This window comes from Burkholderia metallica (assembly GCF_001718555.1).
GTDB classification, from domain to species: Bacteria; Pseudomonadota; Gammaproteobacteria; order Burkholderiales; family Burkholderiaceae; genus Burkholderia; species Burkholderia metallica.
In genome coordinates, this window is the sequence record NZ_CP013401.1 from 1,482,467 (window position 1) to 1,495,963 (window position 13,497).

The following is a 13,497-nucleotide window of genomic DNA, read 5'->3' on the forward strand; positions in this document are numbered from 1 at the left end:
ATCAAATCATTTCAATTGTGCTATCGCTGCGCCGACCTTACGCTCGTCTCCAATAAAAGACAAGGTAGGAGACACGGATGCTGCCGTTACTCGGGCTTGGCACGATCGTCGTGCTGCTGGCCGCGATTCTGTCGAAGCGGATGTCGCCGCTCGTCGCGCTGATCCTCGTGCCGATCGCCGCGTCGCTGATCGGCGGCTTCGGGCTGCACACCAGCAAGTTCGTCATCGACGGGCTGAAGGGGCTCGCGCCCGTGGTCGGGATGTTCGTGTTCGCGATCCTGTATTTCGGGACGATCACCGACGCCGGCACGCTCGACCCGATCATCGACCGCATCCTGCGCGCGGTCGGCACGCGGCCGACGCGCATCGTGATGGGCACGACGCTGCTCGCGCTGCTGATTCACCTCGACGGCTCGGGCGCCGTCTGCTTTCTCGTGACGATTCCGGCCGTGCTGCCGCTGTACGACCGGCTGAACATGGACCGGCGCGTACTGGCCGCCGCCGTGTCGATGGCCGCGGGCATCAACTTCCTGCCGTGGACGGGGCCGATGATCCGCGCGTCCGCGTCGCTGCACCTGCCGGTGTCGGCGCTGTTCAATCCGCTGATCCCGGTGCAGGCGATCGGCCTCGTGTTCGTGTTCGGTGTCGCGTACTGGCTCGGGCGGCGCGAGGAGAAGCGGCTCGGTCTGTCGCGCGACGATGCGTCGATCCCGCTGCCCAAGCGCGAACTGACGCCCGACGAGCAGGCGCTGCGCCGGCCGCACCTGTTCTGGTTCAACCTCGTGCTGACGCTCGTCGTGCTCGGCACGATGGTCGTGATGGGCGAGAAGATTCCACCCGCGATCATGTTCATGGTTGGGCTGTGCATCGCGCTGATGGTGAACTACCCGAACGTCGACATGCAGCGAAAGCGCATCGACGCGCATGCGCGTGCCGCGCTGATGATGGCCGGCATCCTGCTCGCGGCCGGCGTGTTCACGGGGATCATGCAGGGCAGCGGGATGCTGAAGGCGATGGCGCAGGCGGCGGTCGGCTTCGTGCCGCCGTCGATGGCCGGCCACATCCCGGTGGCGCTCGGCCTCGCGTCGATGCCGCTCAGCATGCTGTTCGATCCCGATTCGTTCTACTTCGGCGTGCTGCCCGTGATCGCGGAGGTGGCCGGCCAGCTCGGCGTGCCGGCCGTGCAGGTCGGGCAGGCCGCGTTGCTCGGCCAGATGACGACCGGGTTCCCGGTCAGCCCGCTGACGCCCGCGACGTTTCTCGTCGTCGGCCTGTGCGGGATCGAACTGGCCGAGCACCAGAAATTCACGTTTCCGCTGCTGTTCGGCGCGTCGATCGTGATGACGATCGCATGCGTCGTGCTGGGCATCTTTTGATCATTCGCGGCGAGGCGATCCGCCGCACGACGGTACCGACATGACAGCAAAGCAACCTGAACGGCGCGTGCGCATCGGCGCGGGCGCCGGCTACTCGGGCGACCGGATCGAGCCCGCGGTCGAGCTGGCCGAACACGGGCAGCTCGACTATCTCGTCTTCGAATGCCTGGCCGAGCGCACGATCGCGATCGCGCAGCAGGCGCGCCGCGCGGACCCGGCACTCGGCTACGACCCGCTGCTCGATGCGCGGATGCGCGCGGTGCTGCCGGTCGCCGCGCCGAAGGGCGTGCGCATCGTGTCGAACATGGGCGCGGCGAACCCGCGCGCGGCCGCGCGGCGCACCTCGCAGATCGCGCGATCGCTCGGCTTTGCGCACCTGAAGGTCGCGGCGGTCGAAGGCGACGACGTGCTCGACGTCGTGCTGCGGGGCACGTTCCGCTTCGAGGAATCGGGCGACGACGTCGCCGCGTATCGCGACCGCATCGTGTCCGCGAACGCGTACCTCGGCGCCGCGCCGATCGTCGACGCGCTCGCGGCCGGCGCGAACGTCGTGCTGACCGGGCGCGTCGCCGATCCGTCGCTGTTCGCCGCGCCGCTGCTACACGCGTTCGGCTGGCGGATGGACGACTGGGACACGCTTGGCGCGGCGACCGTCGTCGGCCATCTGCTCGAATGCGCGGGGCAGGTGACGGGCGGCTATTTCGCCGACCCCGGCTACAAGGACGTGCCGAACCTCGCGCGGCTCGGGTTCCCGATCGGCGAAGTCGCGGCCGACGGCACGGTCGTGATCACGAAGGTGCCGCACGCGGGCGGCCGCGTGAGCGCGGCGACCTGCAAGGAACAGCTGCTCTACGAGATTCACGATCCGGCACGCTATCTGCAGCCCGACGTCGTCGCGGATTTCACGCAGGTGGCCGTCGTCGAGGAGGCGCACGACCGCGTGCGCGTGACGGGCGGGCGCGGCACCGCGCGGCCCGACACGCTGAAGGTGTCGGTCGCCTACGTCGACGGCTGGATCGGCGAAGGGCAGATTTCGTACGGCGGCCCGGGCGCGCTCGAACGCGCGCGGCTCGCGCTCGACATCGTCCGCGAGCGGCTGGCATTGACCGGTGTCGCCGCGACCGAGTTGCGCTTCGACCTGATCGGCGTCGATGCGCTGTACGGCGACGCGACGCCCGACCGCCGCGGCGAGCCGGCCGAGGTGCGCGTGCGGGTGGCCGGCCGCGCGGCGAGCGCCGCCGAAGCGGCGCGCATCGGCAACGAAGTCGAGACGCTCTATACGAACGGGCCGGCCGGCGGCGGCGGCGCGTTCAAGTCGACGCGCGAGGTGATCGCCGTGCAGTCGGTGCTGCTGCCGCGCGCGGCCGTGACGCCGTCGTTTTCATTCGTGGAGGCATGATGCAACTGCGTGAACTCGCGCATGCGCGCACCGGCGACAAGGGCAACACGCTGAACGTGTCGGTCATCTGCCGCGACCCGCGTCATTACGATCATCTGCGCACGCATCTGGACGCCGACACCGTGAAGGCGTGGCTCGCGGGCATCGTGCATGGAGACGTCGTGCGTTACGAGCTGCCCGCGCTCGGCGCATTCAACTTCGTGCTGCGCGATGCGCTCGGCGGCGGCGTCACGCGCTCGCTCGCGCTCGATGCGCACGGCAAGTCGGTCAGTTCCGCGCTGCTGGCGATCGAGGTGCCGGCCCCGGCGTGACGGAGGTCGCCGCCGGAGCGGGGCGCGCTTACGGAATCAGCAGCTCGCGAAGGCCGCTGGCGTGCTCGATGCGCTCGCCGGCAACGTGCAGCCGCTGATCGCGACGATAGTCGTAGACCGCGCGCGACGCGGCGAGCTGGTCGAAGTCGAGTTCGACCGCGTGGCGCGATTCGGTATTGCCGGCCTCGAAGATCAGGTTGCCGAACGGATCGGCGGCGAGGCTGCCGCCTGCGAACACGACGTCGTGCGCGCTGTCGCCGACGCGGTTGGCGACCACCGCGAACACCTGGTTCTCCATCGCCCGCGTGGTGGCCGATGTGCGGTGGACGGCGCGGTACGGCTCCATGTTGCCGTCGGTGATCAGGATCAGCTCGGCGCCGAGCGCGGCGAGCGCGCGGCCGGTTTCGGGGAATTCGTTGTCGTAGCAGATCAGCAGGCCGATCCGCACGCCGCGCCATTCGATCGTCGCATAACGGTCGCCGGGCAGCACGACGCCGCGCTCGCTCACCCACAGATGCGTCTTGCGATAGCGCAGCGCGATGCCGTCCGGCGTGACGAACACGGTGGTGTTGTAAAAGCGGCCGCCGTCGTTCTCGATCAGCCCGACCACGACGGCCACGTCACGCGCCCGCGCGGCCGCGATGACCGCGCTGACGCTCGGGCCGTCGAGCGGCTCCGCGCATTCGGCGAGATTCGACGGATCGAGGAAGCCGGTGAGCTGCGCTTCCGGAAACATCACGATGTCGGTGCCGGGCGCGCAGGAGGCGATCGCTTCGAGCGTGCGCTGCAGGTTGTAGTGCGTGTCGCCGTCGCGGCCGGCGAGCTGAACGATGTCGAGCTTGAGTTTCATGGCGATGTCGGTGGCAGAGGCCCGTCGCCGATGGCGCCGGAAGGGTCGGTAAGAGGCCCCAGTATGCGCCGAAGCGGCGGATTTCCCATCCCGCCGGCGCGTTAACCCTTCGGGGGTATTGATCTGTGACGCTACCGGTGGCGGCGTGCGCCGGCCCGCGTGATTCGCGACGCGTGTCAGGCGCCGGTCTGCGCGTTCAGGAACAGCGAGAACAGCTCCGATTGCGAGTTGATCGCGAGCTTCCCGTAGATGTTGCGGCGATGCACCTTGACCGTCTCGGCGGAAATCGACAGCTTGTTCGCGACTTCCTTGTTCGAGCGGCCGCTGAGGATCAGCCGGATCACGTCGAGCTCGCGTGCGGTGAGCGGCGTGCCGAGCCGCGCCATCGCGTGCTCGAAGCGGTCCTGCGCACGGGCGCCGGCCCGCGGCGGCACCGCGGCTTCGGCGGCGGCCGGCTCGAACGCGAGCCGCTGCCGCATCAGCCCGGCTACCCACGGCCGGATCAGGTCGAGCAGCGCCACCTGCTCGGGGCCGAAGCGCCGCTTGCTGCCGAGCGACAGGCACAGCGTGCGCCCATCGTCGAGCACGACGTTGAACTGCACCTCGTCCTCGACGACGTTGTGCGTGAAATAGCGCGTGTAGTACTCGGTGTCGCGAAAGCACTCGGGCGCGACGTCGGACAGCCGGAACAGGCCGCTCGCCGGCGCATCGCGGTTCGCGATGTAGAACGGATCGAGCAGGTACAGCCCCTGCACGTAGTCGCGGAACAGCGGGTCGGGGCCGCCGCCTTCGTATGGGCATTCGGCGAGCACCTGCGGGCGGCCGTCGCCGAAGATCAGCGCGACCCAACTGTCCACCGCGACGTATTCCTCAATCAGCCGGATCAGTGCCAGCCAGAAGCCCGGCTGATCGAGCGACTCGATGAGCCGCCCGACCGAACGATGCCAGGCGATGTCCTGCAAGGTCAGGTTCATGCGTGTATCCGTGTTTCCATGTCGGGCCGGCCGATGCGCGCTTGCGATGCCGCGCCGTGCGTGTACGCTACGGGGCGCGGGCGTCGGCCCGCGCGTGCGGCAGGGGCCGCGCGCATCGACCGGAACCAGGAATGAAGAACGAGATCGTAACGCCGGCCGGCGCGGATGGCGAGGGCGGGGCCGCGCGGCGGCGGCGGTTTTCGGGGTTCGCTGCGCGCATCGCAGTCGCAGGCGCATTGGCGGGCCTCGGTGCAGCGGCGGTGCAGGCGGCAACCGCCGCGCAGCCGGCTGCCTGCGATGCACAGCTCACGCGGCTGATCGTCCCGGCGCTGCGGCAAACGGCGTTCGACCGGCGCACGATCCGCGCCGAGCCGGCCGAACTGACCGGGCAGCCCGACGGCATGCACGGCGTGCGCCTGTTCGTCGTTCCGGATCATCCGGGCACGCCGAATCGCGACGCGACCATCGGCTGGGTGACGCTCGACACGCGTTCGATGCGCGTGCTCGACATCACGCGCGATGCCGATCGGCCCGACGTGCTGACGGTCGACCGGCACGCGATGTCGCGCGTCGTCTCCACGTGTTTCGCGTCCGCCGCGCCGGCAGCCATCGATTGCGACGCGCTGAACCGCCGCGCGCAACAGCAGCGCGTGTTCGTAACAGGGAGCGACGCCGGCCGCGTCGTCGTCGGCCGCGGCCGGCTGCCGTTGCATTCCGCGCCGGACGCCGCGTGCCCGATCCGCGGGCTGTTCGTCGTCGAGCACGACCATGTCGACGCGTATGCCGAGTACGGCCGTTACACGTCGGTCATCTATCTGAACCCGCGTACGCGGGCCACGGCCGAAGGGTGGGTGGCGACCGCGCGGCTGAAGCCGGATGGCACCGGCATCGCACCGCGGCAACCCTGAGCGCGCGCATCCGCCGTCGACACGCATTCCCGAACCGATCCAAACGAACCCACGTCATGACTTCCTCTTCGACCCGGAACCCCCGTAGCAAGCCGCGCGCCGCGGCGATCGCGATACTTGCGGCGCTCGCGGCGCGTGCCGCGATCTCGCCCGTCCAGGCCGCCGAGCCTTCTCCCGACCGTCAACTGCGCACGTTCATCGAGGACACCTACGGCAAGTGGCGCGCGGACCGCAAGGGCTGGCAGGCGGACGGGGACGACGTCATCCATGCGCCGTGCGGCTCACTGCGCGTCGCGACCGCGGACGGCCCGCGCACGCTGCTCGCGATGTGCGGCGAGACCGAGGCCGCGGTGCAGAACGGGATGCCCGGCATGGATTCGGACGCGACGCCGGGCACGATCGACCTGTATGTGCTGAAACCGACGGCCGACGGCAGGACGCTCGAGCCGGTCGTGCAGAAAACGGAGATCGCGTCGGGCACGCGCGGCGAGCCGGGCAGGGTGCGCATCGAGCGGCTCGGGCCGCACCGGTTCGGGTTCGTGATCGGCGAAAGCGACATGCGGCAGGGCTATACGCAGCGCTTTCGCGCGATCTGGCTGCCGTACGGCAATGCGCTGGTGCAGGCGGCCGCGCGCATCGACGAGGCGCTCGACAATGCCGAATCGACCGAATGCGCGAATGCGCACGCGCGCTGCGAAGCACGCCGCTTCGAGATCGCGCCCGACACGACCGGCGCCGGCGACCTCTATCCGCTGACGGTCACGGAAACGGGCACGCGCGGCGACAAGCCCGTCCACGCGCGCTACACGGTGAAATTCGATGCGGCGCGCGGCCGCTACGACGTGCCGAAGGCATTGCGCGCCGGGTACTGATGCGCGCGTCCGGCGCCCGTGTGAATGCGACTTGTCCGACACGCAATAGGACAAGTTAGATTCACGCGAAAGTGTCGTGAAGGCGCGACTTTCACATTCACCTGACAGTCTTTTCGGACCCGACCGAGTAATCTCCGACCCTTCACGAGACGGCGTGCATGCGCGCCGTCGTGCGTGGCGGGCCGCAGGCGCCGCCGTGCCGGTTGCCGGCAACGCGCGATCGACGACGAACCGGGCGGCATCGGTACGACCGCGGGCGTGCGTCCACACGGGCGCGACGCGCTGCTGAACATCGGCCGGCCCCGCACGCGCGAGCGTGCGGGGCTTTCGTTTGTCAGCAGCGAACGCGCGATGCCGCGTGCGGCCGTCGCGCGACGTCGCGCGTTACACGTACAGATACCGCACGAGGTGGAAGAACACCGGCGCGGCGAAGCAGATCGAGTCGACGCGATCGAGCATCCCGCCGTGGCCCGCGATCATCGAGCCCCAGTCCTTCGTGCCGAGCGAACGCTTGACGGCCGACAGTACGAGCCCGCCGACGAAGCCCGCGATCACGATCGCGAGCGAGATCCCGAACGCGGCGCCGAACGAGAACGGCGTCACGCGATAAAGCGATGCGCCGCACAGCGTGGCGAGCAGGCCGCCGCCGATGAAGCCCTCGATCGTCTTCGACGGCGATAGCTGCGGCGCGATCTTGCGCTTGCCGAACAGCTTGCCGACCACGTACTGCAGCACGTCGCTGATCTGCACGACGACCAGGAAGAAGAACAGCAGCAGCGCGTTCTGCCCGGTGTAGTGCGGAATGTCGAGGATCAGCACGGCCGGCGCATGGCTCAGCCCGTACACGCACACCATCAACGCCCAGTTGATCTTCGCGTTGCGGCTCAGGAAGTCGCGCGTGTCCTGCGTGAGCGCCGACACGAGCGACATCGCGAAGAACAGGTGCACGGGCACGAAGATCGAATACATCCCGTACCAGTTGATCCCGAGCAGCAGGTACTGCACGGGGATCGCGATGAAGAACGCGATGAAGAGCGTCGTATGGTCGCTCGCGGTGGTGGGCGTCAGCGTGATGAATTCGCGCAGCGTCAGGTACGACAGCAGCGCGAACACCAGATACGTGACGTTGTTGCCGAGCCCGATCGCGACGGCCATGATGGCGATCATCGCCCACCATGCGCGGATGCGCTGGTTCAGGTTGACGATGGTCGCGCTCGTGCCGCCGCTGCGCGCGCCGAGGATCGCGCCGATCACGGTCGCGACGACGAGCACGCCCGTGACGCCCGCGACCAGTTCCCAGAAAATTGTTCGCATTTCTTGATATCCGGAAAGGGAGAAGAGGGCGCCGCGTTCAGCCGGCCGGCCGCTGCGGCGGCGCGAGCGCGACGACTGCGTCGCGCATGCGGGCGAGGAAGGTCGGCTTGTCTTCCTGGGCGCCGAGCGCTTCGTTCGCGCCGAAGTGCACCTTGCAGATCAGCGGCACCGGCCAGATCGCGCCCTTCGGCATGATCCGTTGCAGGTTCTCGAGATAGACGGGCGCGAGTGCGACGTCCGGAAACTCGGTCGCGAGGTGGAACAGCCCGCTCTTGAACGGCTGCGGCAGGATCTCCGCGCCGCGCGTGCCTTCCGGGAAGATGATGATCGAATGGCCCTGCTTGAGCGCGTCGCGCACCGGGTCGAGCGGATCGCCGCCCGATTCACGGTGACGGTCGATCAGCACGACGTTTAGCAGCTTTTGCGCGATGTGGCGCTTCATGTCGCTGCTGTCCCAGTAGTCGCGCGCGGCGACCGGCCGCACGACCGCGCGCACGTTGCGCGGCAGCGCGGCGAGGATCGCGAGCGTGTCGATGTGGCTCGTATGGTTCGAGAAGTAGATCTTCTGCGTCGGCGATGGCGGCGCCTGATGCCAGACCGGATACGCGCCGGCGACGAGCCGCACGATGGACAGCAGGAAATCGCGCTGCCAGATGTTGAGGATGTTCATCGGCGCTGCGCCTCCTGCCTGCCTGCATGGCCCGCTGCGCGTGAGCGGCGGGTGGAGCCCCGGAATGCCGGCGCGGCAGGATGCGCGCCGGACGGCCCTTGTTTAAATTTTTTCAAATTCGTGGCTGCCTGTCGCAGGTCCGCGATAATCGGACGATTCGCCGTCTCACGCTGATGCGTCGCGGCGAATGAGCCGGACGGCGGCGTGATATTCGGCTGTTGCACGAGTGCCCGTTTGCAGTTCGAATGGATCTCGCTGCGATCGGGCCAGCGGATTATCGCGAGTTTCCGTCAAAAACGCCAGATTGGCGCCGCGCGGGCGGCCCGCGCGCGTGCTTGACGCATCGGGGCCGCTCGGCGACGATGAGGGCCGTCCCTGGAAGGCCGTCCAGGGCCGTTTCGCCGCCCGGGGCATGGCGGCGGCAAACGTATCCGACCGTGCCGTACAAATAGAACGATGAGCCTCTACGCACTCAAACCGAAATTCCAGAACCGTCTGCGCCCGTTCGCGAACGCGCTTGCCGAGCGCGGCGTCACGGCCAACCAGGTCACGCTGTTCGCGGCCGGCGGCTCGATCGTCGTCGGCGCGCTCGCCGGCCTCGGCGTATTTGCCCGCGCGCTGTTCCTGCTGATCCCGCTGTGGCTGTTCGCGCGGATGGCGCTCAACGCGATCGACGGGATGCTCGCGCGCGAGCACGACCAGAAGAGCACGCTCGGCGCTTACCTGAACGAACTCGGCGACGTCGTGTCCGACATCGCGCTCGTGCTGCCGTTTCTCGCGGTCCCGGCGTTCGCGCCGGCGGACGTCTGGCTGTTCGCGCTGACGGCGGTGATCGTCGAATGCGCGGGGCTGATCGGCCCGCTGGTCGGCGTGAGCCGCCGCTACGACGGCCCGTTCGGCAAGAGCGATCGCGCGCTCGCCCTCGGCGCGTTCGCGCTGTGGATCGGGCTCGGGTTGCCGGTCGGCGACGTGGCCGCGTGGCTGTGGCGCCTGCTGATCGTGCTGTCGATCGTGACGGTGGTGCGGCGCGTACAGGCCGGCATCGCGGAAAAGGGCGGTTGAACACGCCGTTCGGCGCGGTGGCGTAGCGGGCGCCGGAGGGCGGCGCACCGGGATTCGAATAACGAAACGAGAGAGATCGCATGAGCGCACGCACGGCACGCGAGGCCGACTTCATCACGCACGACGGCGAAACGCTGTTCTATCGCCACTGGCCCGCAACGGGCGCGCACTGCCGCGGCGCCATCGTGCTGCTGCATCGCGGCCACGAACATTCGGCGCGCGTCGCGCATCTCGTCGACGAGCTCGACCTGCCCGATTTCGCATTCTTCGCATGGGACGCGCGCGGTCACGGCCGCTCGCCGGGCGCGCGCGGCTACAGCCCGAGCGCGGCCGCTTCGGTGCGCGACCTGCAGACCTTCGTCGAGCATATCCGCGACACGCACGGCATCGCGATCGAGGACATCGCCGTGGTCGGCCAGAGCGTCGGCGCGGTGCTCGCGGCCACCTGGGCGCACGACTATGCGCCGCCGATCCGCGCGCTCGTCGTCGCGTCGCCCGCGTTCCACATCAAGCTCTACGTGCCGTTCGCGCGGCCGGGCCTGCGGCTGATGCACAAGCTGCGCGGGCTGTTCTACGTGAACAGCTACGTGAAGCCGAAATTCCTCACGCACGATCCCGAGCGGATCGCGAGCTACGCGTCCGATCCGCTGATCACGCGGCCGATCGCGGTCAACATGCTGCTCGACCTGCACGACACCGCGCGGCGGATCGTCGCCGATGCGGCCGCGATCACAGTGCCGACGCAACTGCTGATCTCGGGTGCCGACTGGGTCGTGCATCGCGGCCCGCAGGACCGCTTCTTCGAACGGCTCGGCGCGGCGCGCAAGGAGCGCATCGTGCTGCCGGGCTTCTATCACGACACGCTCGGCGAACGCGATCGCGCACAGGCGCTCGCGCCGCTGCGTGCGTTCGTGCTGCGCGAATTCGATGCGCCTGGCCCGCGCGTGTCGCTTGCCGACGCCGACCGGCGCGGCGCGTTCCACGACGAGTACGCGGCGCTCGGCCGGCCGCCGTCGAACGTGTTCGCGCGTGCGTACTGGGCGCTCACGCGAGCCGGCCTGAAGGCGGGCGGCGCGCTGTCGGACGGCATCGCGCTCGGGCTGCGGCTCGGCTTCGATTCGGGCTCGACGCTCGACTACGTGTACCGCAACCGCGCGCAGGGGCGGCTCGGTATCGGCGCGCTGATCGACCGCACCTATCTCGATTCGCCGGGCTGGGTCGGCATCCGCCAGCGCAAGGTGCATCTGCAGGAACTGATCGGCGCGGCGATCGGCCGCCTGCGCGGCAGCGGCGCGCCGGTGCGGATCGTCGACATCGCGGCCGGCCACGGGCGCTACGTGCTCGACGCGATCGCATCGGCCGCCGAGCGCGACGGCGCGGCGCCCGACGACATCGTGCTGCGCGACTACAGCCCGCCGAACGTCGAGGCCGGGCGCGTGCTGATCGCGCAGCGCGGGCTCGAACCGATCGCGCGCTTCGAGCGCGGCGACGCGTTCGACGACGCGTCGCTCGCGGCGCTCGAGCCGCGCCCGACGCTCGCGATCGTGTCGGGCCTCTACGAACTGTTCGGCGAGAACGCGCTGATCGAGCGCTCGCTGCGCGGGCTCGCGCAGGCGGTGCCGCCGGGCGGCTATCTGGTCTATACGGGGCAGCCGTGGCATCCGCAGCTCGAATTCATCGCGCGTGCGCTGAACAACCACCGCGGCGAGGCGACCTGGGTGATGCGCCGCCGCTCGCAGGCCGAGATGGACGAGCTCGTCGCGCGCGCGGGCTTTCGCAAGCTCGACCAGCGGATCGACGACATGGGCATCTTCACGGTCAGCCTCGCGCAGCGGGTCGACGCGTCATGAGCGCGCTCGGCGGCGGCGCGCGCGACCTCGCCGAATCGGCCCCGGCGGCCGGCGCCGGCGCGCGCCACGCGTCGTTCGCGCTGCGCGTCGGCTGGCTCGCCGTGATGGGCGCCGTGTTCTTCTCGACCTACGGCTTCGCGAACTGGCTCGCGGCACGCCGCGCGGCGGTGCCGACCTTCGCGTTCGGCTGGGAGCACGCGATTCCGTTCGTCCCGTGGACGATCGTGCCGTACTGGTCGATCGACCTGCTGTATGCGCTGTCGTTCTTCTTCTGGACTCGCCGCGCCGACCTGTTCGATCACGTGAAGCGGCTGTTGACCGTGCAGCTGATATCGGTGGCGTGCTTCATCGCGTGGCCGCTGCGCTTCGGGTTCGAGCGGCCCGACGCGGGCGGCGCGGCCGGTGCGCTGTTCACGCTGCTGATGGGCTTCGACAAGCCGTTCAACCAGGCGCCGTCGCTGCACATCGGGTTGCTGGTCGTGCTGTGGGCCGTCTATGCGAAGCACGTGCGCGGCACGCTCGCGCGCGTCGTGCTGCACCTGTGGTTCGCGGCCATCGGCGTGTCGGTGCTGACCACCTATCAGCATCACGCGATCGACGTGCCGACCGGGGCGGCCGTCGGCTGTCTCGCGCTGTTCCTGTTTCCGCTGCGCGACGCCGCGGGCCGGCTGCCGGGCGCCGACGCGTCGCCGGGCGCCGCCGGCCGCGCGCTCGCGCGCCGCTATGCGCTCGGCGCCGCGCTGGTGGCGTGGGCGGCCGTGTGGAGCGCGCCGCGCGCGCCGGGCTGGGCGCTGGCGGCAGGCTGGATCGCGCTGGCGCTCGCGTGCGTCGCATGGGCCTACCGGCGTGGCAGTCCCGGCGCGTTCCAGAAGGATGCGCAGGGCCGGTTTCCGGTGTTCATCCGCTGGCTGCTCGCGCCGACGATCGCCGGCGCGTTCGTCAATTCGCGACTGTGGACGTTCCGGCAGCCGGCGCCCGTAAGGATCGACGAGCGCGTGTCGATCGGCCGTACGCCGACGACGCGCGAGATCCGGCGCCACGGCTTCACCGCGCTGGTCGACCTGACCGCCGAGATGCCTCGCTGGGCCGCGGCCGAGGCGTCGCTCGCGTATGCGGGCGTGCCGCAGCTCGACCTCGTCGCGCCGACGGCCGCCCAGCTCGCGCAGGCCGTCGCGGCGCTCGAACGCCTGCACGGAGAAGGGCGCGACGTGCTGGTCTGCTGCGCACTCGGTTACGGGCGCAGCGTGCTGTGCGCGGCCGCGTGGCTGGCGATGCGGCGCGGGCTCGGCGATGCGCGCGACGCGCTGGCCGCGGTGCGCGCGGTACGGCCGCATGCGGTGTGGTCGGACGACGGCGTGGCCGTGCTGCAGCAATGGATCGATCGCCGCGGCGGCGTGGGACGCGTGTGATGCGCGATCCGTCCGCGCCGTTCCGGATTGCCGCCGCGCGCGGCGCGCTCGATGTGGGCGCATGGGCGATCGCGGCCGCGCTGGCGGCGGCCGGTGCCGGCTGGTGGATCGCGTCGGGCTGGGCGCCGACGATCGCGCGCGTGCTGCTGGCCGTCGTCAGCACCGGGTCGGGGATCGCGGCGCTGTGGTACGCGGTGCGGATCGAGATCGACCGCCGGCTGTTCGCCGCGCTTGCGCGCACGGCGGCAGGCGGCGCATCGGTCGACGACGGGCTCGCGGCGCTCGACCGCGCGCTCGCCGATCTCGGCTGGATCGACGCATCGAAGGCCGGACGCGCGCTCGACGCGCGCGTGCGCGGGGCGGTCGGGCTGTGCCGCGCCGGGGTGCTCGTTGCGATCGTGCAGTGGCTGGTCGTCGGGATCGCGATCGCCGTGCCGCAGGTCGGCTAGCCGTGCTTGCGCGCCGTACGTGCGCGGCGGCAGGCGACACCGGGCGATTGACG

13 protein-coding genes are annotated in these 13,497 nt (G+C 70.0%); 9 read left to right on the forward strand and 4 right to left on the reverse strand.

Annotated elements, in window-relative coordinates; genetic code table 11:
- Window positions 1-77 precede the first annotated feature (77 nt).
- Genes WJ16_RS06590 through WJ16_RS06600 form a run of 3 tightly spaced genes read left to right on the forward strand, consistent with a single transcriptional unit; the run spans window position 78 to window position 3,086 of the window.
- Entirely contained in the window at window positions 78-1,376 is a 1,299-nt protein-coding gene (locus tag WJ16_RS06590) for a CitMHS family transporter (protein ID WP_069256370.1), read from the forward strand.
- 40 nt (window positions 1,377-1,416) lie between these two features.
- Window positions 1,417-2,775, forward strand: a complete 1,359-nt coding sequence (locus WJ16_RS06595) for an acyclic terpene utilization AtuA family protein (protein ID WP_069256371.1) — start codon at window positions 1,417-1,419, stop codon at window positions 2,773-2,775.
- Window positions 2,775-3,086 carry an AtuA-related protein gene (locus WJ16_RS06600; RefSeq protein ID WP_069257978.1) on the forward strand — a complete coding sequence of 104 codons (312 nt, stop codon included), beginning with the start codon at window positions 2,775-2,777 and terminating at the stop codon, window positions 3,084-3,086. The genes WJ16_RS06595 and WJ16_RS06600 overlap by 1 nt, the downstream gene beginning before the upstream one ends.
- 28 nt (window positions 3,087-3,114) lie before the next feature.
- On the opposite strand, the gene WJ16_RS06605 is transcribed toward WJ16_RS06600, so the two are convergent.
- Together WJ16_RS06605 and WJ16_RS06610 are read right to left on the reverse strand one after the other, a co-directional pair.
- A complete protein-coding gene (locus WJ16_RS06605; protein ID WP_069256372.1) occupies window positions 3,115-3,936 on the reverse strand; it encodes a carbon-nitrogen hydrolase family protein in 822 nt (273 codons plus the stop codon).
- A gap of 176 nt (window positions 3,937-4,112) precedes the next feature.
- Window positions 4,113-4,910, reverse strand: coding sequence for a helix-turn-helix transcriptional regulator (locus WJ16_RS06610; protein WP_069256373.1), 798 nt, complete (start codon window positions 4,908-4,910; stop codon window positions 4,113-4,115).
- Window positions 4,911-5,041: 131 nt separating this feature from the next.
- Here WJ16_RS06610 and WJ16_RS06615 point away from each other — a divergent pair, with 131 nt between their 5' ends.
- Together WJ16_RS06615 and WJ16_RS06620 are read left to right on the forward strand one after the other, a co-directional pair.
- Window positions 5,042-5,818, forward strand: a complete 777-nt coding sequence (locus WJ16_RS06615) for a hypothetical protein (protein ID WP_226240323.1) — start codon at window positions 5,042-5,044, stop codon at window positions 5,816-5,818.
- A 56-nt stretch (window positions 5,819-5,874) separates the two neighbouring features.
- Window positions 5,875-6,690, forward strand: coding sequence for a topoisomerase IV (locus WJ16_RS06620; protein WP_069256374.1), 816 nt, complete (start codon window positions 5,875-5,877; stop codon window positions 6,688-6,690).
- 384 nt (window positions 6,691-7,074) lie between these two features.
- On the opposite strand, the gene WJ16_RS06625 is transcribed toward WJ16_RS06620, so the two are convergent.
- Both WJ16_RS06625 and WJ16_RS06630 read right to left on the reverse strand, forming a co-directional pair.
- Window positions 7,075-8,004, reverse strand: a complete 930-nt coding sequence (locus WJ16_RS06625; RefSeq protein ID WP_069256375.1) for a phosphatidate cytidylyltransferase — start codon at window positions 8,002-8,004, stop codon at window positions 7,075-7,077.
- Window positions 8,005-8,041: 37 nt separating this feature from the next.
- Window positions 8,042-8,674, reverse strand: a complete 633-nt coding sequence (locus tag WJ16_RS06630) for a lysophospholipid acyltransferase family protein (protein ID WP_069256376.1) — start codon at window positions 8,672-8,674, stop codon at window positions 8,042-8,044.
- 456 nt (window positions 8,675-9,130) lie between these two features.
- Here WJ16_RS06630 and WJ16_RS06635 point away from each other — a divergent pair, with 456 nt between their 5' ends.
- The 4 genes from WJ16_RS06635 to WJ16_RS06650 all read left to right on the forward strand — a co-directional run bounded on the left by WJ16_RS06635 (window position 9,131) and on the right by WJ16_RS06650 (window position 13,444).
- Entirely contained in the window at window positions 9,131-9,736 is a 606-nt protein-coding gene (locus tag WJ16_RS06635) for a CDP-alcohol phosphatidyltransferase family protein (protein ID WP_069256377.1), read from the forward strand.
- 80 nt (window positions 9,737-9,816) lie between these two features.
- On the forward strand, window positions 9,817-11,586 hold the full coding sequence (locus WJ16_RS06640) for a bifunctional alpha/beta hydrolase/class I SAM-dependent methyltransferase (RefSeq protein ID WP_069256378.1): 1,770 nt from the start codon (window positions 9,817-9,819) through the stop codon (window positions 11,584-11,586).
- The gene (locus WJ16_RS06645; RefSeq protein WP_069256379.1) at window positions 11,583-12,995 is read left to right on the forward strand and encodes a phosphatase PAP2/dual specificity phosphatase family protein; all 1,413 of its coding nucleotides are present in this window, start codon (window positions 11,583-11,585) and stop codon (window positions 12,993-12,995) included. The genes WJ16_RS06640 and WJ16_RS06645 overlap by 4 nt, the downstream gene beginning before the upstream one ends.
- Window positions 12,995-13,444, forward strand: coding sequence for a hypothetical protein (locus WJ16_RS06650; protein ID WP_069256380.1), 450 nt, complete (start codon window positions 12,995-12,997; stop codon window positions 13,442-13,444). Before WJ16_RS06645 ends, WJ16_RS06650 begins: the two co-directional genes overlap by 1 nt.
- Window positions 13,445-13,497 lie beyond the last annotated feature (53 nt).